The organism is Halopseudomonas oceani (genome assembly GCF_002903165.1).
In the GTDB taxonomy this organism is placed as follows: Bacteria; Pseudomonadota; Gammaproteobacteria; order Pseudomonadales; family Pseudomonadaceae; genus Halopseudomonas; species Halopseudomonas oceani.
The window spans coordinates 90,166-115,342 of sequence record NZ_PPSK01000012.1; the positions used below are offsets into that span (position 1 = coordinate 90,166).

General features: G+C 61.5%; 21 protein-coding genes and 1 riboswitch. Of the genes, 15 read left to right on the top strand and 6 right to left on the bottom strand.

Annotation, left to right across the window (positions count from 1 at the left end):
* The first annotated feature begins 27 nt into the window (after positions 1–27).
* Positions 28–933, top strand: a complete 906-nt coding sequence (locus tag C1949_RS13045; protein ID WP_104738908.1) for an SDR family oxidoreductase — start codon at positions 28–30, stop codon at positions 931–933.
* 222 nt (positions 934–1,155) lie between these two features.
* On the opposite strand, the gene C1949_RS13050 is transcribed toward C1949_RS13045, so the two are convergent.
* On the bottom strand, positions 1,156–1,905 hold the full coding sequence (locus C1949_RS13050; RefSeq protein ID WP_104738909.1) for a hypothetical protein: 750 nt from the start codon (positions 1,903–1,905) through the stop codon (positions 1,156–1,158).
* 196 nt (positions 1,906–2,101) lie between these two features.
* Positions 2,102–3,265 (bottom strand): type III PLP-dependent enzyme, encoded by a 1,164-nt coding sequence (locus C1949_RS13055; protein ID WP_104738910.1) that lies wholly within the window; start codon positions 3,263–3,265, stop codon positions 2,102–2,104.
* Between the two features lie 489 nt (positions 3,266–3,754).
* On the opposite strand from C1949_RS13055, the gene C1949_RS13060 reads away from it, so the two are divergent.
* The 7 genes from C1949_RS13060 to C1949_RS13090 all read left to right on the top strand — a co-directional run bounded on the left by C1949_RS13060 (position 3,755) and on the right by C1949_RS13090 (position 10,420).
* Positions 3,755–4,591: a MotA/TolQ/ExbB proton channel family protein gene (locus C1949_RS13060; protein ID WP_211287148.1), complete on the top strand. Its 837-nt coding sequence runs from the start codon at positions 3,755–3,757 to the stop codon at positions 4,589–4,591.
* On the top strand, positions 4,581–4,976 hold the full coding sequence (locus C1949_RS13065) for an ExbD/TolR family protein (protein WP_170063071.1): 396 nt from the start codon (positions 4,581–4,583) through the stop codon (positions 4,974–4,976). Before C1949_RS13060 ends, C1949_RS13065 begins: the two co-directional genes overlap by 11 nt.
* On the top strand, positions 4,973–5,401 hold the full coding sequence (locus C1949_RS13070; RefSeq protein ID WP_104738912.1) for an ExbD/TolR family protein: 429 nt from the start codon (positions 4,973–4,975) through the stop codon (positions 5,399–5,401). The genes C1949_RS13065 and C1949_RS13070 overlap by 4 nt, the downstream gene beginning before the upstream one ends.
* Positions 5,398–6,147 (top strand): energy transducer TonB, encoded by a 750-nt coding sequence (locus tag C1949_RS13075; protein ID WP_104738913.1) that lies wholly within the window; start codon positions 5,398–5,400, stop codon positions 6,145–6,147. Before C1949_RS13070 ends, C1949_RS13075 begins: the two co-directional genes overlap by 4 nt.
* A gap of 145 nt (positions 6,148–6,292) precedes the next feature.
* Positions 6,293–8,539, top strand: coding sequence for a TonB-dependent receptor (locus C1949_RS13080; protein ID WP_104738914.1), 2,247 nt, complete (start codon positions 6,293–6,295; stop codon positions 8,537–8,539).
* Between the two features lie 68 nt (positions 8,540–8,607).
* Complete coding sequence (locus C1949_RS13085) at positions 8,608–9,291, top strand: Fe2+-dependent dioxygenase (RefSeq protein ID WP_104738915.1); 684 nt, start codon at positions 8,608–8,610, stop codon at positions 9,289–9,291.
* Between the two features lie 13 nt (positions 9,292–9,304).
* Entirely contained in the window at positions 9,305–10,420 is a 1,116-nt protein-coding gene (locus C1949_RS13090; protein WP_104738916.1) for an alpha-hydroxy acid oxidase, read from the top strand.
* Positions 10,421–10,500: 80 nt separating this feature from the next.
* On the opposite strand, the gene C1949_RS13095 is transcribed toward C1949_RS13090, so the two are convergent.
* From C1949_RS13095 to C1949_RS13110, 4 genes are read right to left on the bottom strand one after another with little or no spacing between them, the layout of a single operon-like run.
* The gene (locus C1949_RS13095) at positions 10,501–11,352 is read right to left on the bottom strand and encodes an ABC transporter ATP-binding protein (protein ID WP_104738951.1); all 852 of its coding nucleotides are present in this window, start codon (positions 11,350–11,352) and stop codon (positions 10,501–10,503) included.
* A gap of 33 nt (positions 11,353–11,385) precedes the next feature.
* Positions 11,386–12,405 (bottom strand): ABC transporter permease, encoded by a 1,020-nt coding sequence (locus tag C1949_RS13100; RefSeq protein ID WP_104738917.1) that lies wholly within the window; start codon positions 12,403–12,405, stop codon positions 11,386–11,388.
* A gap of 60 nt (positions 12,406–12,465) precedes the next feature.
* Positions 12,466–13,848, bottom strand: a complete 1,383-nt coding sequence (locus C1949_RS13105; RefSeq protein WP_104738918.1) for a CmpA/NrtA family ABC transporter substrate-binding protein — start codon at positions 13,846–13,848, stop codon at positions 12,466–12,468.
* Positions 13,849–13,890: 42 nt separating this feature from the next.
* Positions 13,891–15,111, bottom strand: a complete 1,221-nt coding sequence (locus C1949_RS13110) for an alginate export family protein (protein ID WP_170063073.1) — start codon at positions 15,109–15,111, stop codon at positions 13,891–13,893.
* A 517-nt stretch (positions 15,112–15,628) separates the two neighbouring features.
* A riboswitch (guanidine-I (ykkC/yxkD leader) is annotated at positions 15,629–15,729 on the top strand.
* Positions 15,730–15,782: 53 nt separating this feature from the next.
* Here C1949_RS13110 and C1949_RS13115 point away from each other — a divergent pair.
* The 7 genes from C1949_RS13115 to C1949_RS13145 all read left to right on the top strand — a co-directional run bounded on the left by C1949_RS13115 (position 15,783) and on the right by C1949_RS13145 (position 25,155).
* Positions 15,783–16,826: a putative urea ABC transporter substrate-binding protein gene (locus tag C1949_RS13115; RefSeq protein ID WP_104738920.1), complete on the top strand. Its 1,044-nt coding sequence runs from the start codon at positions 15,783–15,785 to the stop codon at positions 16,824–16,826.
* A gap of 46 nt (positions 16,827–16,872) precedes the next feature.
* Positions 16,873–17,691 carry an ABC transporter permease gene (locus tag C1949_RS13120; RefSeq protein WP_088274645.1) on the top strand — a complete coding sequence of 273 codons (819 nt, stop codon included), beginning with the start codon at positions 16,873–16,875 and terminating at the stop codon, positions 17,689–17,691.
* Positions 17,691–18,473: an ABC transporter ATP-binding protein gene (locus C1949_RS13125; RefSeq protein ID WP_104738921.1), complete on the top strand. Its 783-nt coding sequence runs from the start codon at positions 17,691–17,693 to the stop codon at positions 18,471–18,473. Before C1949_RS13120 ends, C1949_RS13125 begins: the two co-directional genes overlap by 1 nt.
* Before the next feature lie 26 nt (positions 18,474–18,499).
* On the top strand, positions 18,500–19,216 hold the full coding sequence (locus tag C1949_RS13130; RefSeq protein ID WP_104738922.1) for an urea amidolyase associated protein UAAP1: 717 nt from the start codon (positions 18,500–18,502) through the stop codon (positions 19,214–19,216).
* An 11-nt stretch (positions 19,217–19,227) separates the two neighbouring features.
* Positions 19,228–19,866: an urea amidolyase associated protein UAAP2 gene (locus C1949_RS13135; protein ID WP_088274640.1), complete on the top strand. Its 639-nt coding sequence runs from the start codon at positions 19,228–19,230 to the stop codon at positions 19,864–19,866.
* 89 nt (positions 19,867–19,955) lie between these two features.
* Positions 19,956–23,570: an urea carboxylase gene (uca, locus tag C1949_RS13140; RefSeq protein WP_104738923.1), complete on the top strand. Its 3,615-nt coding sequence runs from the start codon at positions 19,956–19,958 to the stop codon at positions 23,568–23,570.
* Positions 23,571–23,724: 154 nt separating this feature from the next.
* On the top strand, positions 23,725–25,155 hold the full coding sequence (locus C1949_RS13145; RefSeq protein ID WP_104738924.1) for an alanine/glycine:cation symporter family protein: 1,431 nt from the start codon (positions 23,725–23,727) through the stop codon (positions 25,153–25,155).
* Positions 25,156–25,177: the final 22 nt, after the last annotated feature.

Genomic DNA, 25,177 nt, shown 5'->3' on the forward strand with positions numbered 1-25,177 from the left:
AACCCGCACAAACCAAGGGGACAACCCATGAGCGATATCCGTTTTGACGACAAAGTCGTCATCGTAACCGGTGCCGGCGGCGGCATTGGCCGCGCCCACGCCCTGCTGTTCGCAAAACACGGCGCCAAAGTCGTCGTCAACGACCTGGGTGGCAGCACCAACGGCGAAGGCGCCAACAGCGAAGCCGCGCTCAAGGTTGTCGAAGAGATCAAGGCCGCTGGCGGCACTGCCATCGCCAACCCGGACAACGTCATCAACGGTGATCGCATCGTTGAGTGCGCGATGGACAACTTCGGTCGCATCGACGTCGTCGTTAACAACGCCGGCATCCTGCGCGACAAGAGCTTCGCCAAGATGACCGATGCCGACTGGGACCTGATCTACAAAGTCCACGTCGAAGGCGCCTACAAGACTACCAAGGCCGCCTGGGACCACATGAAGAACAACAACTTCGGTCGCATCATCTTCACCTCGTCCACCTCCGGCATCTACGGCAACTTCGGTCAGGCCAACTACGGCATGGCCAAGCTGGGCCTGTACGGCTTCACCCGTACCCTGGCGATCGAAGGCCGCAAGAACAACATCTTCGTCAACGCCATTGCCCCGACTGGCGGCACCCGCATGACCGAAGGTCTGTTCCCGGAAGGCGCATTCGACAAGCTGAAGCCTGAACTGGTCAGCCCGCTGGTTGCCTACCTGTGCTCCGAAGAGTGTAAGGAAACCGGCAGCCTGTTCGAAGTCGGCGGTGGCTGGATGGGCAAGGTACGCTGGGAGCGCTCCCTGGGTATCGGCTTCAACCCCGACGAAGGCTTCACCCCGGAAGACGTCGCCGCCAACTTCGAACAGCTGTGCAGCTTCGAAGGCGCCGTCCACCCGAAAGACAATATCGAAGCCCTGCGCGAGCTGATGGCCAATATCCAGAAGTTTGCCTAACGGCCACTTCTGGAGCGACAAGCTTTAAGCCTCAAGCTAGAAGCTAGTGTTAGAAAGCCCGCCCCTGTGCAACAGGTGGCGGGCTTTTTGTTAGCTATTCGCGCGATTCAGGGGTGAGGTGCTACCTTGTTGCAACAAAACAGTCTGCCGGACGCTGTAAAGTGTATATCCGTGATTCGTCCCGTTTACACGGGCTAGTAGCGCCGGGTTGGCGAATATAAATTAACCGCTGCGCAACCAACGTCTAGCCAAACGTCGCTTGGCTGCTACCGCAACCACCCTGCCCGGCCACACCGAACGCCAAGTCATGACAAAAGCGCCATAAAGCGTCAGCGGCCGCTTGCCGTCTGCATCAATTTCCGGCTTCACCAAGCCTTTGGCCAACAACGTATCGGACTCTTCGCGCAGGAAAGCAGCCATTTCGGCAAAACCGTGCTCCGCCCGGTAGTCGATCGACGGCATATCGCCCTTCAACTTGCTTCGCAGTTGCTTATGCCGTTCCAGCAGCACGTCAACATCATGCGTATCAGGAAACTGAAAACTCTGTTTGATAGGTAATTCCGGGTAGGCCTCAGAGCGGTTGCTATTGGAAACATTCAGCCAGCATCCGTCGGTGTATTTTTGCGATAACTCGCAATAGCTCAGCGTGGATTGGTTGGCTCCAATAATGTCCACTGCCGTAGCGGCTAGCTTCAACGCATCGTGCCAGTAAACCCGGAAGTAGCTATCAGTCTGGCTGTCGTGCATCGATGAGTTGCCGACGACCAAGAACCCCGCGTCACGGAGCTGCTGGTCATACAACTGCACCAACGCTGAACAATGCTCATAGAAAGCATCGTCGCTGAGCGGCTCAAACTGGACAATGGTAGGAATCTTCTGGGTACGCCAGACGATGAAAGGGCCAATGGCATTCATGAACAGCGGCCCGATCAACAGCAGCCCAACCAGCCCACAAAATACAATCTCAAGCATACTAATCCCTATACGCAGTTATTTCCCTGCGCGGAATGTACCACCCTACAGCTGCGTCAGTTAGCTGCTACAGGCTCTTCTTGCCCGCGGCATATCGAAACTGCGATCCATGCCCATAAACAAAAACCCCGCGCCGTTACCGACGCGGGGTTTTCACTTGCAACATGCGGCTTAGAGCGCGCCGCTGCTTTCAGCGTCAGACGTAGATCGCTTCCAGCGGCGGGAAGCCGTTGAACTCGATAGCGCTGTAACTGGTGGTGTAGGCACCGGTAGACAACCAATATAGACGGTCGCCGATGGCCAGGTTCAGCGGCAGGCCGTACTTGTAGTGCTCGTACATGATGTCGGCGCTGTCGCAGGTCGGGCCGGCGATGACGGCTTCTTCCAGTTCGCCCTGCTTCTCGGTCCACAGCGGGAACTTGATGGATTCGTCCATGGTTTCGATCAGGCCGGAGAACTTGCCCACGTCGGTGTAAATCCAACGCTCCAGCGCTGTGTGCGACTTACGCGAGACCAGTACGACTTCACTGACCAGAATACCAGCGTTGGCGATCAGCGAACGGCCCGGCTCCAGAATGATCTCCGGCAGTTCATCACCGAAGTCTTCCTGCAGGAAGCGGGTGATTTCTTCCGCGTAGGTCTGCAGGGTGTTGGTCTTGGTAATGTAGTTGGCCGGAAAGCCGCCACCCATGTTGATCATCTTCAGGTTGATGCCGTCTTCTTCTTTCAGGCGCTCGAAGATCACCTTGACCTTGGCGATGGCAGCGTCCCACGCGCCGATGTCGCGTTGCTGCGAACCAACGTGGAAGGAGATGCCGTAGGGCTCCAGGCCCAACTCTCGCGCCAGCACCAGCAGGTCCATGGCCATATCGGTCTGGCAGCCGAACTTGCGTGACAGCGGCCAGTCGGCAGTGGTCGAGCCTTCGGTCAGAATCCGCACATACACCTTGGAGCTTGGCGCAGCCTTGGCAATGTTACGCAGGTCCGCTTCGGAGTCAGTGGCATACAGGCGCACCCCCTTCTCATAGAAGGCGCGAATGTGACGTGCTTTCTTGATGGTGTTGCCAAAGCTGATCTGCTCCGGCTTGACGCCCAGCGCCAGCACCTTCTCCAGCTCATAGATAGAGGCGATGTCGAAGTTGGAGCCCTTGTCGCGCAGCAGCGAGAGTACTTCGTTGGCGGGGTTGGCTTTTACGGCGTAGTAGACCTTGGCAAACGGAAAGCCGTCGACCAGCTCGTCATAGGCACGATCAATGGTTTTCAGGTCAACGACCAGGAACGGGGTTTCGCGCTGGTCAGCGGCGGCCTTCAGACGGCTGAAGGTGTCACGATCGAAGTAGTCGTCAAGTTTGATGGACATGGCGTCGGCTCCAAAGCATTAAGTTCGGGTGACGGACCGCGTGGGGACGAAAAGAGGATCAGATATGCAGGGCAGAGGTGCACACGCACGCCCCGCTCAATGAGCAGGAGCCTGAGGTACGCCTTCCGACGGAAGCGACTCTGAACGCTTTCAGCCAACACACAACCCGGGGGTGCGAACGTCTGATCAGTATCCCCACTTTGGTTCGCCTACTTCCCAAGGCGTGCGCCGAAAGCAATAAGCCCGCTCTATTCAGCAGTCTTGCTGTCTCGTCGTCAGTACTTGAGCCGTATGGATCGTGCCAGCCTCAACGTTCGGAGCGAACCTTAAAACCAAGCGACCCGGCGGTCAATAGTGGGGAACCATTTATCTGGGACAACGGCATTACCGAGACGCTCCCGAAGCCGGCATCTCTGTATTTCTTGTTGTTGCAAGAAGTAATGAGAACACCTATCATTTGCACCTCAATTTTCTCTCCGGAGACCGACCGTGACAGTAGAAGCCACCACGCCCACCGCAATCGAACCCGCAGCCACCGCGCTCGGCAGCGCCGTTCCTGATGCTGCCATCGACGCAGCGGCGGCTACCGTCGCTGCCGATCCCACGTTGCCTGCCGCCTCCCTGGACGCCAGTCTGAACGCTGCTGTTGACAATGTTGAGACAGCCACCACCCTGCTGGATACGCTGCGCGAGTGGCTGATCGTCGGCGGCCCGGTGGTCTGGATTCTGCTTGGCATGTCGGTTGTTGCCCTCAGCATCCTGCTGATCAAACTGTGGCAGTTCTACATGCCCGCCCCGGAAGGAACCCGCGCCGTACGCCGCAGCCTGGCACTTTGGCACCAGGGCCAGGCCGACGAAGCCATCGCCCAGCTCAATACCCGTCAGACCGTTCCCGCGGTTCTACTACTGGCCATGCGCGGCAAGCGCAGTGGCACCAATCAAGAGTTGCTGCGCGAAGAGCTGGAGCGGGTTGCCAGCTTCCGTCTCAACCAGCTCAAGCTGCTGCTGCGCCCACTCGAAGTTATTGCCAACCTGGCGCCACTACTTGGCTTGCTCGGCACCGTTCTGGGCATGATTGTGGCCTTCCAGAATATGGAAGCCGCAGGTAGCCGGGTTGATCCGTCTGTACTGTCCGGAGGCATCTGGCAGGCGTTGTTGACTACCGCGGTCGGCCTGGCGGTCGCGATCCCAGTGGTTGCCGTGCACAGCTGGATGGAGCGCCGGGTTGAGCGCATCGCCGCCAGCCTGAACGATGCCGTCACTCAGGTGTTTACCCACCAGCCCAAGTCGTCGGTCAGCAGCGGAAAAGTCGCCAATGCAGCTTGAAGCCTTCCCGGGCAAGAAGCGTCGCGGCATCAGCCTGACACCGCTGATTGATGTGGTGTTCATCCTGCTGCTGTTCTTCATGCTCTCCTCCAACTTCATGCACTGGCGGCAGATCACCCTGTCCTCAGCGGAGCAGTCCGAGCAAACGCCGGACAAAATTGAAGTGGTGCGTGTGGAGTCAGACGCCGGCCGTGTCACCCATGCAGGCAAAAGCTATCAGCTGCAGGATCTGACCGCGCTGAGTGCTTTGGTGGCGGCCAATCCCGAGGCGGTTTTTGCCGTTGAAGCCGCGCCCGAGGTCAAGACCCAAACGCTGGTATCGCTGCTGGATCAGCTACACCGCGCCGGCGCGAAAAAAGTCTCCATGACCGGAGTGCTGCCATGAAGCTGGTTGCCGAAAACAGCACCCGCAAGGACAACGGCGACGACCAGTTGATTCCGCTGATCAACATCGTGTTCCTGATGCTGATCTTTTTCATGGTCGCCGGCCAGATCAGCCAGTCCGATGCCACCTTTGTATCGCCACCTGAATCGATTGCCGAGGCACCGATTGACGATGAGGCAATGCAGATATTGATCGACGCCGAGCTGAACATCTGGCTCAAGGATCAACAGATCACCCTCGACGAGCTTGAGGCTCCACTGGTCGCCGCCTTCGAGCAGATGGCGGACCCGGAGAGCTTCACGCTGGCCGTCAAGGCAGACGGCGATGTTCCGGTCGAGAACCTGCAAGCCCTGCTCCAACGCATCAAAGCAGCCGGGTTCCGCCGCGTCACCTTGCTGACCCAACCCGGTGAGGCCCTGCCATGATCCGTGCACATCATTGGATTGGTGCCCTGCTGCTGGCCGCTTTAGCCCATATCGCCGTCTTTATTCTGCTGGTATTCAATCCGCCCCAGGGCACGGCAGCGGCCCAGGGCCAGCTTGGCGTTGAGATCGATCTGGGCATGCTGGGCGACCTGGGTGAAGCGCAGGAAACCGAGCAACCCAAGGAAGTAGCCCCCCCCAAGCCAACACCGCCACCGCCGCCACCGGAGCCGACTCCGGAGCCGCCGCGTCAACAGGCACAGGCGCGGGTCCAGACCAAGCCCAAGCCACGTCCGGAGCCGCCACGCGAACAGGTCGAAGCACCCCAGCCGACACCCGAACCTGCGCCCACCGCAACGCCGGTCGAGCAAGGTCAGAGCGAAGCCAGCCAGGCCCAGCTCAAGCAATCTACCGGTGTCGGCAACGCGGCCACTTCTGGTGGTATGGGCGGCGCGTCCACTGACTACAAGGCCAAGGTCGCAGCGAGTCTGGCACGGCACAAACGCTACCCGCATGCCTCCCGCCGCCGGCGCGAGGAAGGGGTCGCCATTCTCAGCTTTGTGATTCACCGCGATGGCTCAGTCACCGATGCGCAGATCCGCGAAAGCTCGGGTTACCCACGCCTGGATCGGGCGGTAATGAAGATGCTGGAAGACGCTTCGCCATTTCCGCCATTCAGCGACGACATGAGTGAAGACCAGATGCCGCTGCGCATTCCGGTCGACTTCAAGGTGGTCAACAGCCGCTGAGCAAACGCCCCGCCCGCAACAGCAGTGCCTAACAGGAAAAACCGTAACGCGGTATCAACGACGGCGTTCCCGACGCACGGACGCGTTCCAGAGAAGAACGCGCCGTCGCCAACATGGAAACCATTAGATCCAGGAAAAAGAGAGCATGAGCAACAAAACCGTCAACGCTACTACCCCACAGGGTAGCGAACTCAGCATGCGCAAGATTGCAGGCCCGCACAGTCTGGTAGCCACCTCACTGGCACTGGCAATCTCTGGTGGTATCGCCAACCCACTGTATGCTGAGGAAGTCAGCCTCGACACCCTGCACGTCGAAGACACCGGCATCCAGGCCGACGCCAACCCCTACGCTGAAGAAGCTGCACCGTACAAGGCCCGCACCCTGTCTGACAGCCGTCGCACCCGCGACATCGCAGACACGCCGCAGACCATGACTGTCATCACGCGCAGCGCCATCGAAGACTCAGGCAAAACCGAACTCAAGGACATCCTCAGCGCCCAGCCCGGCATCACCCTGGGTACCGGCGAAGGCGGCAACTCGTTCGGCGACCGCTACATCATCCGCGGCTACGAAGCCCGCAGCGACATCTACACCGACGGTCTGCGCGACCCGGGTCTGATTACTCGCGAGACCTTTGCGCTGGAGCAGATCGAAATCGCCAAGGGCCCGAGTTCCACCTTTGCCGGCCGCGGTTCCACCGGCGGCGCGGTCAACAGCGTGACCAAGAAGGCCAACCTGTGGGATGACTTCACCACCATCGAAGGCGGCCTCGGCACCGACGACTACGAGCGTTACACCCTGGATGCCAACCGCGTCCTGACCGAGGATCTGGCCATCCGCTTCAACGGCCTGTACACCGAAGCCGAAGTGCCGGATCGCGGCCCGGCCGAGAAGCGTCGCACTGGCGCCCTGATCTCCGGCATCTACCAGCCGCTGGATGAGTTCAAGATCCTCGCCGACTACTACTACGCACGCAGCGATGACCGCACCGATCCAGGCACCTTCATGACCAACGGCAAGCCGGACGACCACGGCAAGTACGTTGGCCAAAGCGGGCTCGACTTCCAGCGCACCGGCGCCGATATCTTCACCCTGGGCTTCGAATGGGAGCTGGGCGATGGCGTGAAGCTGGAAAACAAGAGCCGGATTGGTTCCACTGAAAACAGCTACATCATTTCTGCCTATAGCGCCCGCAGTGGCGGCACACGCAGCTTTGCCGGCTGGCAGGAAAACGACTACATCGGCAACCAGACCAACCTGACCATCGACAAGATGTGGGGCGATATTCGCCACACCGTGATCACCGGCCTGGAGTACGCCAACGAGCAAACCGATGCGGGCGGCTATTCAGCCAACCCAAGCAGCGTCGCCGTCGACCCCTATAACCCGAACAATCATGCCTGGAGCGGCACCAAAACCCGCAGTGCCAAGCAGAGCGAACTGGAACTGGAAACCATCTCTGCCTATGTGATGGATACCGTTACCCTCAACGAAGACTGGGAAGTGTTTGCCGGTCTGCGCTATGACCGCTTTGACTACTATCTCGACACCGCCGAGCGGACCGGACGTGGCGGCGTGATCATCCCGGCAGCAACCTACAAATATAACGATGGCTTCTGGAACGGCCATCTGGGCGTGGTCTACTCGCCATGGGAGCACGGCAACGTCTATGTGAGCTGGAGCACCTCCTCCAACATCAACGGCGGTGAGGCGGATGCCGGCACCAACTGCGGCTACGGTGGCCTGTGCGTCGATGACGCCGGCAACTACGCGCAAGCTGAACCAGAGCAATCCACCAACTGGGAACTGGGTACCAAGTGGAACCTGCTGGATCATCGCCTGCTGCTGACCGCAGCCGTGTTCCAGACCACCAAGGATGACGTCATCGAAGGTGGCAATGATTCCTACCAGACCGGCGGCAGCCTGAACACAGGCAAAAACCGCGTGCACGGTGTGGAACTGGGCCTGGCAGGCAACATCACCGACCGCCTGAGCGGCCAAATTGGCGCGGCGTTGATGGACTCCGAAACCCTCAAGTCCTACAACCAGGCCAACGAAGGCCTGCCCAAGGCCAACTTTGCGGAGAAGAGCGCCAACGCCCAGTTGCGTTATCAGTTGACGCCCGACTTCGCTTTCGGCGGCACCATGACCTACTCCAGCGAAATTCGGGGTGGACAACCTGACGCAGGGGCAACTAACCGCATCGTGCTGGATGGGTATACCGTGTACGATTTGTTCGCCACCTACCAGGTCAACGAGCATCTTGACCTGCGAGCCAACGTGCAGAACATCTTCAACGAAGACTACTACACCGCGGTTTATCGAGGCGGCAGCATTGTCTACAAGGGTGATGCCCGCAACGCCCAGCTCACCGCGCGTTACAAGTTCTGACGCCAGCGGTTGATCGGTAACGGCGACGGGGGCAACTCCGTCGCCGTTTTGTATCAAGGGAAACAACCATGATCATCGTGATTCCCCGCGTTTTCTCCGACACCGATATTCAACGTATCCGCGACCATCTGGACGCGGCAGACTGGCAGGATGGCAACACGACAGCAGGCGAGCAGGCCCGCCAGGTCAAGCACAACCAGCAGTTGCCGCTGGATGGCTCGCTGGCCCGGCAGCTGGGCGACATCCTCATCAGAACCCTGTCACAGCATCCTACCTTTGTTTCTGCAGCCCTCCCGCTGCGCATTTTTCCGCCGATGTTCAATCGTTACCGCACCGGCGAAACCTACGGCCTGCACGTGGACAACGCGATTCGCTACACACCTGGAAGCCCAACCCCGATCCGTACCGACCTGTCAGCCACTCTGTTCCTCTGCAGCCCACAGGAGTATGAAGGCGGTGAACTGGTCATCGAAGACAACTTCGGCAGCCAGCGTGTCAAGCTGGAGGCTGGCGATCTGGTGCTCTACCCCTCCACCAGCCTGCATACCGTGACCCCAGTCAGTAGCGGCGCACGGACCTGCGCGGTGTTCTGGCTGCAGAGCATGGTACGCAGCAACCAGCAGCGCGAAACCCTGTTCGAGCTGGACCAGAGCGTTCAGGCGCTGACCGCCGAGCTGGGCGCCAGCCACAGCGAAGTCGTACGCCTGTCCGGCGTCTATCACAACCTGATTCGCCAATGGGCGGACACCTGAGCGAGAAGCCCCGATGAGCATGCCAGACCATTCCCCGCTGCGCGCACCACTCAGCGAGATTCCACGCGATCTGGTCAGCGTTGCCGACTACGCGCGCTATGCCCCCGAATTCATCGCCCCACCGGTACTGGAGTACATCGCCGGTGGCGGCGCGGACGAGATCACGCTCAAGCGCAACCGTCAGCAGCTGGATGCGTTAATGATTCTGCCGCGGCCACTGGTTGACTGCACCGCAGGCAGCACCCACACCCGCGTGCTGGGCGAGACATTGCGCCACCCATTACTGCTGGCGCCGGTTGCCTTCCAGCGGCTGGTGCACCCGGACGGCGAGCTGGCGACCGCTACCGCGGCCAGCGTGCTGGAAACCAGCATGGTGGTCAGCACACTGGCCAGTCAGCCGCTGGAAGACATCGCAGCCCGGCTGGACAGCCCACGCTGGTTCCAGCTTTATATGCAGCAGAACCGCGACTTCACCCTGAGTCTGGTGCGTCGCGCCGAAGCAGCCGGCTACAGCCAATTGATGATTACTGTAGACGCGCCGCTGCACGGTATTCGTAACCGCGCCCAGCGCGCCGGATATGAGTTGCCCGTCGGTATCGAAGCCGTCAACCTGACAGGCCGGCCACCGCTGCCGAGCGCCAGCTTCGATCCCAGCCAGAGCATCGTTTTTCAAGGCATGATGAGTGAAGTACCTAACTGGGACGACATTGCCTGGCTGCAGCAGCAGACCCGTCTGCCGATCATCCTCAAGGGCTTACTGCACCCGGCGGACGTAAAACGCGCACAGGACATGGGGCTGGCTGGCGCGGTGATCTCCAACCACGGCGGCCGCACGCTGGATTGCGTGCCGAGCGCCATCGAAATGCTGCCGCGTATCCGCCAGACGGTCGGCCCGGACTTCTGCCTGCTGCTGGACGGCGCCATTGAACGCGGCACTGACGTTTTTAAAGCCATCGCTCTCGGTGCCAATGCCGTGCTGCTCGGCCGCCCACAACTCTACGCACTGGCCGTCGCCGGACCGCTGGGGGTTGCGCACATGCTGCGAGTGCTGCGTGAGGAGCTGGAGGTGACCATGGCGCTGGCCGGTACGCCGACCATTGCCGATATCACCGCGGATGCGTTGATGTAACACACCGCCACGGGCACAGCGTGCTACCCACATCTACCCACACGTGCCTGCATGTGCCTACGCGCGCCCCAAAACAGAGGTCAAACCCCTTCCGGTCGCCGCTGCCGCTCGTACAGAAAGCTCAGCACCTGCGAGCGGAACTGGTTGTAGCGCTCGTCACTGGCCAACGCCAGCCGCTCACGGGGCCGCGGCAGATCGACGGTCAGCACCTCGCCGACCGTCGCCGACGGGCCATTGGTCATCATCACGATCTTGTCCGACAGCAGCACCGATTCGTCCACATCGTGGGTAACCATGATCACCGTGTTGTTCAACTCGGCCTGAATCTCCATGACCGAATCCTGCAGGTGGGCACGGGTCAGCGCATCCAGCGCCCCGAAGGGCTCGTCCATGAGCAACACTGAGGGCTCCATTGCCAACGCCCTTGCTATTCCAACCCGTTGCTTCATGCCGCCGGAGATTTCCGCCGGGTATTTGTGAATCGCGTGATCCATGTGCACCAGTTTGAGGTTGTGCTCGATCCACTCGCGCATTTGCTGCTTGCTCTTGCGGCCCTTGCACACCGTTTTGACCGCCAACTCCACGTTCTGGTAACAGGTCAGCCAGGGCAGCAAGGCGTGGTTCTGAAACACGACGGCTCGCTCGGGCCCCGGCTCGGTCACCTCCTTACCATTGAGGATCGCACCGCCCTCGGTGGCGCGGCAAAGGCCGGCGACGATGTTCAGCACCGTCGACTTGCCGCAGCCGGAGTGGCCGATGATCGAGACAAACTCGCCTTTGGCAATCCTCAGATTGACGTTGTTCAGCGCGCGAAACGGCCCCTTGCGGGTCGGGAAGTCAATCGACACGCCGGACAGATCCAGGAAACTTCGTTCACGTGATACCTCCGGAGTAACAATTTCCTCCTGGCTGTCGATCTGCTCTTTACGCATGGCAATAACGGACATGGTGAATTCTCCTGTTGATCAGTGGCCAGCGGGCTTTTGATGGGACAGCAGGCCCTGCAGGGTCTGCATCAGCCAGTCGAGCAAAAAGCCGATGATGCCGATGGTGATCACTGCCACCATGATGCGGCCAAGCGAATCGGAGCTGCCGTTCTGGAACTCATCCCAAACGAACTTGCCGAGCCCCGGGTTCTGCGCCAGCATCTCGGCGGCAATCAGCACCATCCAGCCCACCCCGAGCGACAGCCGCAGGCCGGTGAACATCATCGGCAGCGCCGCCGGGATGGCGATGCGAAACACCTGAGTTACCCAGCTCAGACGAATCACCCGACCGACGTTGATCCAATCCTTGTCAATCGAGGCAACCGCCACAGCCGTATTGATCAGCGTTGGCCACAGCGAACACAGGGTTACCGTCACCGCAGAGGTAATAAACGACTTCTGAAACAGCGGGTCGTCGGAGATGTACACCGCACTCACCACCATGGTGACAATCGGCAGCCAGGCCAACGGCGACACCGGTTTGAATATCTGCACCAGCGGACTGATTGCGCCATACAGGGTCGGGCTCAACCCACAGGCCACCCCGACCGGAATGGCAATCAGGCTGGCCAGCACAAAACCGGTAAATACCGTCAGCAGGCTGGTACCGATCTGATCAATAAAGGTCGGCTTGCCGGTATAGTCACGAATGCGTACTTCGGCAGTCGGGTCCCGTTCCAGCTTGGCGGCGTTACGCACCTCCTGGCGCTGATAGAAGGCATCAGCCTTGGCGCGCTCGATCTGATGTTCGTCGACCAGATTGACCGCCTGCTGCCAGACGGCTGCCGGTCCCGGCAGTACACCGAGACTGGTCTTGACCTGTGAGGCGCCGACCGACCACACCAGCAGGAACACCAGTAGCGCAATCAGCGGCAACCCCGCCTTGTTGAACAGCTCGGTTGCCTGCTCGCGTGCATCTTCACCGCGGCACAGCCGAACCACGGGCACCATCCAGTTAAGCCCGGCGGTTTCCAGATAGTTGATCAGCTTGTTACTCATAGCCTTATACCTCTGCCATCAGGGTAAAGGGACTCCGGCGGCTGGCCGGAGCCACTCGGATTACAGCTGTTCGTCACCCTTGAGCCCAATTGCAAACTGCTGCAGATAGGCGTTGGGCTGGGTGCCGTCGTAGGTCACGCCGTCGATGAACTCGCCGGTCGGTGCCTTGAAACCGGTTTCGGTCGCAAAGTTAGGGAAGGCATCAGCCGGCAACTTGCCTTCGGCAATCAGCTCCTGCGCGGCCTGGGCGTAGATGTCCGGGCGGTAGACCTTCTTCGCCACGTCCATGTACCAGCTGTCCAGCTGGGCGGTTCCAATCTGGCCCCAGCGGCGCATCTGGGTCAGATACCAGATGGCGTCGGAGTAGAACGGATAGGTCGCGTTGTAGCGGAAGAACACGTTGAAGTCCGGGACCTCCCGCTTGTCGCCCTTCTCGTATTCGAAGGTGCCGGTCATCGAGTTGGCGATTACTTCGGCGTCGGCACCCACATAGGCCGGCTGGGACAGAATCTGCACAGCCTCAGCACGGTTGGCGTTGTTATCCGCATCCAGCCAGGCCGCAGCACGGATCAGCGCCTTAACCACCGCGATGTGGGTGTTGGGGTTCTCGTCGGCCCAGGTCTGGCTGACGCCAAACACCTTCTCCGGGTTGTTCCTCCAGATCTCATAGTCAGTGATCACCGGCACGCCAATGCCCTTGAACACCGCCTGCTGGTTCCACGGCTCACCCACGCAATAGCCATTGATGGTGCCGGCTTCCATGGTCGTCGGCATCTGCGGCGGCGGCGTCACCGAGAGCAGCGCGTCGGCGTTGATCTGACCCGAGGTATCGCCACGCGCCGGCGCGTAGTAGCCGGGGTTGATGCCGCCGGCCGCCAGCCAGTAGCGCAGCTCGTAGTTATGGGTGGACACCGGAAACACCATGCCCATGTTGAATGGCTTGCCGGCCGCCCGGTATTGCTCGATCACCGGCTTGAGCGCGGCGGCGCTGATCGGGTGCTGGGGCCGGCCGTCGGCATCCAGCGGGATGTGCTTTTTCATCTCATCCCAGACGTCGTTGGAGACGGTGATGCCGTTGCCGTTGAGGTCCATCGAGAAGGCAGTAATGACGTCAGCCTGGGTGCCAAAACCGATAGTCGCACCGAGCGGCTGACCCGCCAGCATGTGCGCGCCGTCCAGCTCGCCGTCGATCACCCGGTCGAGCAGCACCTTCCAGTTGGCCTGAGCCTCAAGGGTGACATACAGCCCCTCATCCTCGAAAAAGCCCTTCTCGTAGGCAATCGCCAGCGGTGCCATGTCGGTCAGTTTGATGAAGCCGAACTTGAGATCTTCCTTCTCCAGATCCTTGACCGCCTGCACCGAGGTCGAGAGCAGACTGCCGAGGCCCAGCGAAACCGCGAGCGACAGGGTGGCAGCGAGTGACTTGCGCTTGAACGTGTTCATGGTTGTGCTCCGTTAAACAGTGATCAGTGAAAGGCCCGCGGCTCAGAAGGCAACCTGCGCCATCAGCCAGAGCTTGTCGGTGTCGGTGGCAAATTCATCGGCGTTGTAGCTGGCGTACTTGGCGACTAGGGTGACGTCGCCAAACTTGCGCGCTGCCAGCAGATCCAGTTCGCTGCCGTAGTCGGCGCCGCCCTTGTCGGCGGAAACGTCGTGGTAGACCGCCTGCAGCTTGAACCCGGCGAGACTGCCGCCGAGTTGCAGGTAGAGATCTTCCAGCCCGTTGGCCGGAGTATTGAGAAACTTGTCAGCCCAGCCATTGAACGCATGACCGGTCGCCAGCGGGGTGCTGAAAGCGGAGTCGTCCGCGCCCAGCAACTCGTAGCCACCGAGCAGCTGCAGACCACCGACGTTCACACCTAGCTCGGCCAGCCAGTAATCGGCGCCGATGTTGCTGCCGTCTTCGTAATCGCTCTGGCGGGCGTACTCCAGCGCGTAGCTGAGGCTGGTGCGCTCGGTCAGCTTGGGTGCACCGGTCAGACGCAGGCCAAGGGTCTTGTTGGACGCGGCCGGCGCATCCTCTAGATCCAGGAAGTAGCCGTAACCGGTGATCTTGACCAGATCAAAACCGCCATAGGCCAGATTGACGAAATGGGCCTTGGTATCCAGATCACCTTTCGGCGAATCCTCGCCGAAGATACGATTCACGTTGTAGACGTAGGCATAGTTGAGGGTGGCGTCGGCCAGGCTGCTGTTGCTCAGGCTGAAGCCATCGTAGGTCTGCTCGGTCTGACGCCAGCCGACGTTGCCGATAAACCGTGCGTTGTCATAGATGATGCGCTGACGGCCAAACTTCAGGGTGGTGGCGTCCAGACCGGCATAGCTCAGCCAGGCCTGATTGATTTCAGTGCCGTCCGGGTCGGCGACCACCGGATACCGGGTCTTGGCACTCGGCAGGCCGGTAGCGTTGTTGTAACGCTCGCTGCCGATCACGGCGACGTCATCGGCCTCAACAAACGCGCCGAAACCACGATAGGGCGCAGTAGCAAAGTTGATGCGGGTGCGCAGCGTTGATGCACCGGCACTCTTGTCGATGCCATCCTGATCCACATACTCATAGCGATAACGCAGGTCCAGCCCCGCCTTGCCGCCGGTTACCGCTTCGCTGATCGAATTTGCCTCAGCCAGCACCACGCTGCTGCCCATCGCCAGCATCGCTCCCATCACCCATGCCCCTGTTACCCCTGCCCGCAGTGTCATCCCCATGGTTACGCCCCCAAAAAACGCGCACAAAAAAAGGCGTCCACAAACACAGCCGCTGATGCAGGTATGTTGGTGGACGCCTTTGCCCGAAAATTCTGTGTGGTCAGCGCTCCCACCATTGGGATAGCCGACACAGGGGGTTGGCAGCAAGGCCTGTGCCAGAATTCTCAAGTCACTGATTAAATAGAATAAAGCCAATACCGAGCGGGTTAAACCTGTATCGAGCATGCGTTTGCACGGTGCAGCGATCAGAAAGAGCGCACTGGGGCTGTGCGTACCTCTCCCTCTTTTGCCCGCTTCGACCATACGCCCGGGTTTGTCCGCCTATAAGCCCGCCCGCCAGCCGCACCGGCATGACGCACCAAAAGCGAGCGAAGCACCACAACCGTGCACAGCTTCATTGCACCGCACTGGAGCCACTGCCTCTATCCCGCGTGTTACGGGGCATTGCCCACTCTGGTCTGCATATTGCTTTGTACTCAGCGTTCGCACTCCGTACTACTGCGCAACTCACAATTTGCAAATAGAGCGCTAGGGTTCCGGCCGCTGTAGCGGTGCCTGGTCCGAGAGCACTCGACCTTTCAGACAAAGGTTACACGGCGGGATAAAAGCCCGGGAGACGATTGGCACCACTGCCAGGAGTGCTCCACGTGACATTGACTGAGAGGTTCCCGATGAAAAGATTCTCCGCCCTGCTACTCAGCTCCCTGCTGCTGTCGACCGCCGCCCAGGCACAGGACAGCTTCAAGGTCTGCTGGTCGATCTACGCCGGCTGGATGCCCTGGGCCTACGGCGCCGAAAGCGGCATCGTCAAGAAATGGGCCGACAAGTACGACATCAACATTGATGTGGTGCAGATCAACGATTACATCGAGTCCATCAACCAGTACAGCGCCGGCGAGTTCGATGCCTGCACCATGACCAATATGGATGCGCTAACCATTCCGGCCGCTGGCGGCATCGACAGCACCGCGCTGATCGTTGGTGACTTCTCCAACGGCAACGACGGCATCGTGCTCAAGGGCGAAAGCGAGCTGGCCGCCATCAAGGGTCAGAACGTCAATCTGGTCGAGCTGAGCGTGTCCCACTACCTGCTGGCCCGCGCACTGGACTCGGTAGGTCTGAGTGAAGCCGATGTGCAGGTGGTCAACACCTCGGACGCCGACATGGTCGCTATCTACGGCACCGACGATGTCACCTCGGTCGCGACCTGGAACCCGCTGCTGAGCGAAATCAGCCAGCAACCGAACAGCACCGTGGTGTTCAACTCGGCGCAGATTCCGGGCGAAATCATCGACCTGCTGGTCATCAACACCGATACCCTCGGCGCACACCCTGAACTGGGCAAGGCACTGACCGGCGCCTGGTACGAAATCATGGCGACCATGAGCAGCGACAGCGAGCAGGGTGTCGCCGCCCGCAGCTACATGGCTGAAGCCTCCGGCACCGATCTGGCCGGTTACGAAGCTCAGCTCGCCGCGACCAAGATGTTCTATACCCCGGCCGCCGCACTGGAGCTGACCAACAGTGCGCAGCTCAAGCAAACCATGCAGTACGTTGCCGAGTTCTCCTTCGACCACGGTCTGCTGGGTGACGGCGCACCGGATGCCGGTTTCATCGGCGTGCAGATGCCCGCTGGTGACTACGGCGACAGCAGCAACCTGAAGCTGCGCTTTGACCCGACCTACATGCAGATGGCTGCCGACGGCGCGCTCTGAGCCCTGAAACACACCGGGCGCAGTTGCGCGCCCCAGCGGGATGCATATGAAGCGACTGATCAATCTCACACCACCACCGGCCAGCCGGCTGTTCCTTGGCCTGCTGCCGTTCGCGCTGCTGTTGCTGCTGTATGTGATTGCATCGGACGCACGGCTGGCCGAGAACGCCAACGACAAGCTGCTGCCGGCGTTCAGCCAGATGGGTGAAGCCATTGACCGCATGGCGCTGGAGCCGAGCAAGCGCACCGGCGAATACCTGTTCTGGCAGGACACCGCCAGCAGCCTCAAGCGCCTCGGTCTGGGCGTGCTGATCGCCGCCGCCATCGGCCTGGCGCTGGGGCTGTTTACCGGCGCCCTGCCGCTGGTACACGCCGGGGTCAGCCCGCTGCTGACGGTAGTGTCACTGATACCGCCGCTGGCGATTCTGCCGGTGCTGTTCATTCTGTTCGGGCTGGGTGAAGCCTCCAAGGTGATCCTGATCGCCATCGGCATCACCCCGTTCATCGCCCGCGACCTGCAGCGCCGCACCCAGGAAATCCCCAGCGAGCAACTGGTCAAGGCGCAGACCCTCGGCGCCAACACCAGCCAAATCATGGTCCGCGTGCTGCTGCCGCAACTGATGCCCAAGCTGATCGACGCCGTGCGTCTGTCGCTGGGTGCCGGCTGGCTGTTCCTGATCGCCGCCGAGGCCATCGCCGCCACCGACGGTCTGGGCTACCGCATCTTTCTGGTCCGTCGCTACATGTCGATGGACGTGATCCTGCCGTATGTCGCCTGGATCACCCTGCTGGCCTTCCTCTTCGACTGGCTGCTGGCGACCCTGTCGCGCCGCCTGTTCCCGTGGAACGCCCAAGGAGCCCACTGATGATTGAAGTCAAGAACGTCGGCAAGAGCTACGACGGCAACCCAGTGCTGGAACGCTTGAACGTCACCGTCGCCGAAGGCGAGTTCGTCACCCTGGTCGGCGCCTCCGGCTGCGGCAAGAGCACCTTTTTGAAAATGCTGCTGGGCACCGAATCACCGACCAGCGGCGAGCTGCTGCTCGACGGCAAGCCGATTGCCTCCGAGCCCGGCCCGGATCGCGGCATCGTGTTTCAGCAGTACTCGGTGTTCCCGCACATGACCGTGCTGGAGAACGTCATGGCGGCGGTCGGCTTCGCCCAACGCGGCCTCACCGGCTACCTGTTCGGCAGCAAGCGCAAGCAGGCCCGGCAGGACGCCGAAGCGATTCTCACCGAGGTCGGCCTTGGCCACGCGCTGAAGAAGTACCCGCACGAACTGTCTGGCGGCATGAAGCAACGTCTGGCAATTGCCCAGGCGCTGCTCGGCAAGCCGCGCATCCTGCTGCTGGACGAACCCTTCGGCGCACTCGATCCCGGCATCCGCGCCGACATGCACGAGCTGGTGCTGCGCCTGTGGCAGGAACACAAGCTGACCATCTTTATGGTCACCCACGACATCAAGGAAGGCTTTCACCTCGGCACCCGTCTGTGGGTGTTCGACAAGGTGCGGCATGACCCGCACGCACCGCAAGCCTTTGGCGCCACCATTACCTACGACCTGCCGATCGACCACCGCGCCCGGCAGCCGGCGCCGCAAACCACCGAACAAACCATTGCCCCGCTGCTGGCCGAAGCCGCCAGCTGAGCCACCGAATCACGGAGACAAGGCAGATGACGCTGAATACCTATACCACCGACATCCCCGGCGCCAGCCACTGGTCCCTGCGCGTACGCAAGGGCACCCTGATGCGCCTGACCGACCTGGCCGGCGACGCCAACGTTGGCATGCTGTTCTACAACCCGGAAAACCTGCTGGAGCGCTACAACGCGCCCGACACCCTCAAGTGCCAGCACACCTTCAAACTGACCCGGGGCAACTGCCTGTACTCCGACATGGGCCGCATCTTCGCCTCCATCGTCGAAGACGATCTGGGCTGGCACGAAAGCGTCTGCGGCAACAGCAACGCCGCGCAGGTGGCCGAGCGCTGGGGCGCGCGTGACTACCAGAACGCCCGCAACGAATGGCACCAGAACGGCTACGACGCCTTCCTCGTCGAGCTGGCCAAATACGGCCTGGGCCGCGCCGACATGGCCGCCAACCTGAACCTGTTCAGCAAGGTCGCCACCGACGACGAAGGCCGCATGCAACTGGTCAGCGGCCACAGCAAGGCTGGCAGTCAGGTCGCCCTGCGTTTCGAAATGGACACGCTGGTCGTGCTGCATACCTGCCCGCACCCGCTCAGCAACGCTGAAAGCTACCCATACACCCCGGTACGCATCGAGCTGAGCCAGGCCGCGCCGGTCAGTGATGACGACTTCTGCCGCAACTTCCGCCCGGAAAACCAGCGCGGCTTCCAGAACAACGCCCTGTACCACCTGGGCAAGTAAGCGAGGACACCATGATCAAGCACAGCTCCCTGCTCCCCGAAAACGCCGCCTCGCGCACCACCATCGGCGCTGGCGATTACTACATCGGCATCGTCAAGGCCGGCCAGACCCTGCGTCTGCTGGATCTGGAAGGCAATCAGGCCGCCGACACCCTGTTCTTCAGCGCCGCCAATCCGGTCGAGCGTTACAGCGCCACCGACACCATCCGCGAACAGGGCAACGTCTACCTGACCGCCGGTTCGGTAATCCGCTCAAATGAAAACAACCCGATGCTGGAAATCGTCGCCGACACCTGCGGCCGCCACGACACCCTCGGCGGCGCCTGCGCCAGCGAAAGCAACACCGTGCGCTACGACCTGGAAAAGCGCTGCATGCACTCGTGCCGTGACAGCTGGATGCTGGCCGTAGCGGAGAACCCGCAGTACGGCATCGGCAAGCGCGACATCACCCACAACATCAACTTCTTTATGAACGTCCCGGTTACCGCCGAAGGCGGCCTGACCTTTGAAGACGGCATATCCGGCGCCGGCAAGTATGTCGAGCTGACCGCGCTGATGGACGTGGTGATCCTGATCTCCAACTGCCCGCAGCTGAACAACCCGTGCAACGGCTATAACCCGACGCCGGTAGAACTCCTCGTCTGGAACTAAGCAGCGGCGACGCAACGAGACACAACATCTTCAGTGGACGACCACTGTCGTAAGAAGCAGCCTGGGACGGCCCGGCAGAGGCTAGCGACATGTTCAACAAGGTTCTGATCGCCAACCGTGGCGCCATCGCCACCCGTATCATCCGCACCCTGCGCAAGCTCGGCGTCGGCTCCGTTGCCGTCTACGCCGAATGCGACGCCGACAGCCTGCATGTGCGGCTGGCCGACGAGGCCTACAGCCTCGGCGAAGGCGCTGCCGCCGACACCTACCTGCAGGTCGATAAACTGCTGGCCATCGCCGCCGAAACCGGCGCCCAGGCCATCCATCCCGGTTACGGCTTCCTCAGCGAGAACGCCAACTTCGTGCGCCGCTGTGAGGCCGCCGGTGTCGCCTTCATCGGCCCGACGCCCGAACAGATGCTGGCCTTTGGTCTCAAGCACCGCGCCCGCGAGCTGGCCGAGCAGGCCAATGTGCCGCTGCTGCCGGGCACCGACCTGCTGACCGATCTGGCTGCTGCCAAGGCAGAAGCCGCGCGTATCGGCTATCCGGTCATGCTCAAGAGCACCGCCGGTGGCGGCGGTATCGGCATGCAGCTGTGCCACAGTGAAGACGAGCTGTCCGGCGCCTTCGACAGCGTCAAGCGCCTTGGCGCCAGCAACTTTGCCGACGATGGCGTGTTCCTGGAAAAATTCATCGCCCGCGCCCGGCATATCGAGGTACAGGTGTTTGCCGATGGCCAGGGCAACGCGCTGGCACTCGGTGAGCGCGACTGCTCCAGCCAGCGCCGCAACCAGAAAGTCGTTGAAGAGTGCCCGGCACCGAACCTGAGCGACACGGTGCGCAGCGAGCTGCATGCGACCGCTGAGAAGCTGCTGTCCAGCGTCAGCTACCGCAACGCCGGAACCGTCGAATTTATCTACGACGCCGACAGCCACCAGTTCTACTTTCTTGAGGTGAACACCCGCCTGCAGGTTGAGCACGGCGTCACCGAAGAGGTCTACGGCGTTGATCTGGTCGAATGGATGGTGCGCCTTGCCGCCGGCGAAGAGCTCGACCTGAACGCCCGCCGCGCCAGTCTTGCGCCCAAGGGCCATTCCATTCAGGTACGCCTGTACGCCGAAGACCCGTTCCGCGACTTCCAGCCCTGCGCCGGCCTGCTCAGCGAAGTGGCCTTCCCGTCCGGTGACGGCATCCGCATCGACCACTGGATTGAGTCCGGGCTGGAAGTACCGCCCTACTTCGACCCCATGCTGGCCAAGGTTATTGTCCACGCTGAAGACCGCGCTGCGGCGCTGACCAAACTGCAGAACACCCTGGACGCGACCCGCCTGTACGGCAGCGAAACCAACCTCGACTACCTGCGTGCGCTGACCCGCGATCCGGCGCTGCTGGCTGGCGAGGTCACCACCCGCTACCTCAACAGCTTCCGCTTTCAGCCGGCGCGCATCGACGTGCTGGCCGGCGGCACCCAGACCACCATTCAGGACTTTCCGGGCCGCACCGGCAGCTGGGATGTCGGCGTACCGCCGTGCGGTCCGTTTGACAGCTACGCCTTCCGCCTCGGCAACCGCCTGCTGAACAACCCGGCCGACGCCGCCGGGCTGGAAATCACCCTGCAGGGCCCGACCCTGCGCTTTGCCAGCGCCAGCCAGATCGTGCTGAGCGGCGCCGCGATCGACGCCAAACTGGATGACCAGCCGATTGCGCCCTGGCAGGTGATCGACGTCGCTGCTGGCCAGACTCTGACCCTCGGCCGCATCAAGGACGCCGGTGCCCGCGCCTATCTGGCGGTGCTCGGCGGCCTGCAATGCCCGGATTATCTGGGCTCCAAGTCGACCTTTACCCTCGGCCAGTTCGGTGGCCACAACGGCCGCGCGCTGCGCACCGGTGACGTGCTGCACCTGAGTGCCGCAGGCAGCCCGGTCGCGGCGGCAGAAGTACCGAGCGAGCTGCGCCCGGCGATCAGCAACCAGTGGGAGCTGCGGGTAATCTACGGCCCGCACGGCGCGCCGGACTTCTTTACCGGCAAGGACATCGACAGCTTCTTCGCCACCGACTGGGAGATTCACTACAACTCCAGCCGCACCGGCGTACGTCTCATCGGCCCGAAACCGGAATGGGCGCGCAAGGACGGCGGCGAAGCCGGCCTGCACCCGTCCAATATCCACGACAACGCCTACGCCTTCGGCACCGTCGACTTCACCGGCGACATGCCGGTGATCCTCGGCCCGGACGGCCCGTCACTGGGTGGCTTCGTCTGCCCCGCGACCGTGATTACCGCCGACCTGTGGAAGCTCGGCCAGCTGCGCGCCGGCGACACCGTGCGCTTCGTACCGGTCAGCATCGACCAGGCGGTCGCACTGGAAGCCGCGCAGATCGAGCAGATCAACGCGCTGGCCGCCAAGCCGGTTGAATGGCAACCGGTGGCGGCAGACACGCCGATTCTCAAGCGCCTGCCCGCCGAGCAGTTCGGCGACGAGATCGTCTACCGCGCCGCCGGCGACCACTTCCTGCTGGTCGAGTACGGCGAGCAGATGCTGGATATCCGCCTGCGTTTCCGCGCCCACGCGCTGATGCAGTGGCTGCAGCAGAACCCGGTGGCAGGTCTGCGTGAACTGACACCGGGCATCCGCTCACTGCAGGTGCATTTCGACAGCCAGCAATTGAGCCATGACGCCCTGCTTGATCACCTGCTCAAGGCCGAGCAGGCGCTGTCGGAACGCCTCAATGAACTGGCGGTGCCCTCGCGCATCGTGCACATCCCGCTGTCATGGGATGACGAGGCCTGCCAGCTGGCGATCGAAAAATACACCCAGTCGGTGCGCAAGAACGCGCCCTGGTGCCCGAGCAACCTGGAGTTCATCCGCCGCATCAACGGCCTGGACAGCATCGACGACGTCAAGAAGGTGCTGTTCGAGGCGTCCTATCTGGTCATGGGCCTGGGCGATGTTTACCTCGGCGCGCCGGTGGCTACACCGACCGACCCGCGCCACCGCCTGGTGACCACCAAGTACAACCCGGCGCGCACCTGGACCGCCGAGAACTCGGTCGGCATCGGCGGCTCCTACCTCTGCGTCTACGGTATGGAAGGCCCCGGCGGCTATCAGTTCGTCGGCCGTACCCTGCAGATGTGGAACCGCTACCGCCAGACCCGCGAGTTCAGCAAACCGTGGCTGCTGCGCTTCTTCGACCAGATCCGTTTCTACGAAGTCAGCCACGAGGAGCTGCAGCAGATTCGCCGCGACTTCCCGCAGGGCCGCTACCCGCTGCGCATCGAGGAAAGCCAGTTCAGCCAGGCCGAACACGAAGCCTTTATTGCCAACAACGCCGACGACATCGACGCCTTCAAGCAGCAGCGCAACGCGGCGTTCGCCGAAGAACTGCGCCAGTGGCATGCCAACGGCCAGTTCAACTTCGAAAGCGAGGAGCTGGAAAGCAGCGACGAGGATGTCAGCTGGCCGGAAGACAGCGTCGGCGTCGACAGCCCAGTATCCGGCAGTCTGTGGCAGGCCGAGGTCAAGGTCGGTGATACCGTCAAGGCCGGGCAAACCCTGCTGATTCTCGAATCAATGAAGATGGAGATCCCGTTGCAGGCGCCGTGCGATGGCGTGGTAACCCACGTGCTGCAGCAGCCCGGTGGGCGGGTACAGGCCGGTCAGCCGCTGGTGGTGCTGCGCGACGAGGCATTGGAGACCGTCGCCTGAGAAAAAAAGATGCTTTCTGGTGCTGAATAAGCATCAGAAAGCATCAGAAAGCATCATGTCGTATCAAGTTACAAACTCCCCAAGCGTGGTGTCACACGCTTCAATGAGCCTGCCCAATCCACAATAAAATTCGGCTCACCGAAAGGAGTTAGTCATGCTATCCGCCCTCAGCGACCTGCTGTGGAGCAAGGTCCTCATTGCTCTGCTGGTCGGCATCGGTATCTGGTTCACCTTCGCTACCCGCTTCGTGCAGTTTCGTTACTTCGGCAAGATGTTCGGCATTCTCACTGCCAACCATCATGAGGCGGACGGACGCCACCTCAGCTCCTTTCAAGCCCTGATCCTGTCGGTTGCCGGCCGGGTTGGCGGCGGCAATATCGCCGGTGTCGCGGTGGCTATCACCCTGGGTGGCCCTGGCGCCATCTTCTGGATGTGGGTTGTCGGCCTGATGGGCATGGCAACCAGCTTTATCGAATGTACCCTCGCCCAGCTGTACAAGACCGCCGAACCGGATGGTGCCTACCGTGGCGGCCCGGCCCACTACATCGAACGCGGTCTGGGCCGTAACTGGAAGTGGCTGGCGATGGTTTACTCGGTGCTGCTGCTGGTGACCTTCGGTATCGGCTTTATCGCCCTGCAGTCCTACGCAGTCGCCACCTCGCTGCAGGATGCGTTCAGCATTCCGCTGTACTACAGCGGTATCGGTCTGGCACTGGTGGTCGGCCTGATCATCTTCGGCGGCGTCAAACGTATCGCTCAGGTCGCTGAGGTGCTGGTGCCGATCATGGCGGGCGGTTACCTGCTGATCGCGGTGGTGGTACTGGGTCTGAACTTCAGCGAGATTCCCGCGACCCTCAAGCTGATTGTGGAAAGCGCCTTCGGCATTGGCCCGGTGGTCGGCGGCGGTATCGGCGCGGCAATCCTGATGGGCGTCAAGCGCGGCCTGTTCTCCAACGAAGCGGGTCTCGGCAGCGCGCCCAACGTGGCGGCGGTGGCCTTCGTCCCGCACCCGGCCAATCAGGGTGTGGTGCAGTCGTTCTCGGTCTTCATCGACACCATCGTGCTGTGCACCTGCACCGCGCTGATCATTCTGATGGGCACCGCCTATGACCCGACGCTGGGCGACGCCAGTCAGGGCGTGGCCTTGACCCAGGCCTCGCTGGCAACCCATATCGGCGAATGGGGCCGTGTGTTCGTCAGCATTGCCATGCTGCTGTTCGGCTTCAGCACCGTGCTCTACAACTACTACCTCGGTGAGAACAGCGTCAGCTACCTGACCACCGGCCGCAGCAACGAGTTCGTCATGAACGGCTTTCGGGTGGTGGTGATCTGCCTGTGCTGTCTGGGCGCGATCATGGATCTGGGTACCGTATTCGGCTTCGCCGACCTGACCATGGGCCTGCTGGCACTGGTCAACCTGGTTGCCCTGACCCTGCTGTTCAAGACCGGCAAGCGCGTGCTCGCCGACTACGACCGACAGCTCAAGAGCGGCAACAAGACGCCGACCTTCCACGCTGAAGAGTACGCCGACCTGGATCTGGACCACGAGTCCTGGCCGGCCAGCCAGCGCAAAGACAACCACTGACCCCTGCCCCGAGCGCCGGATC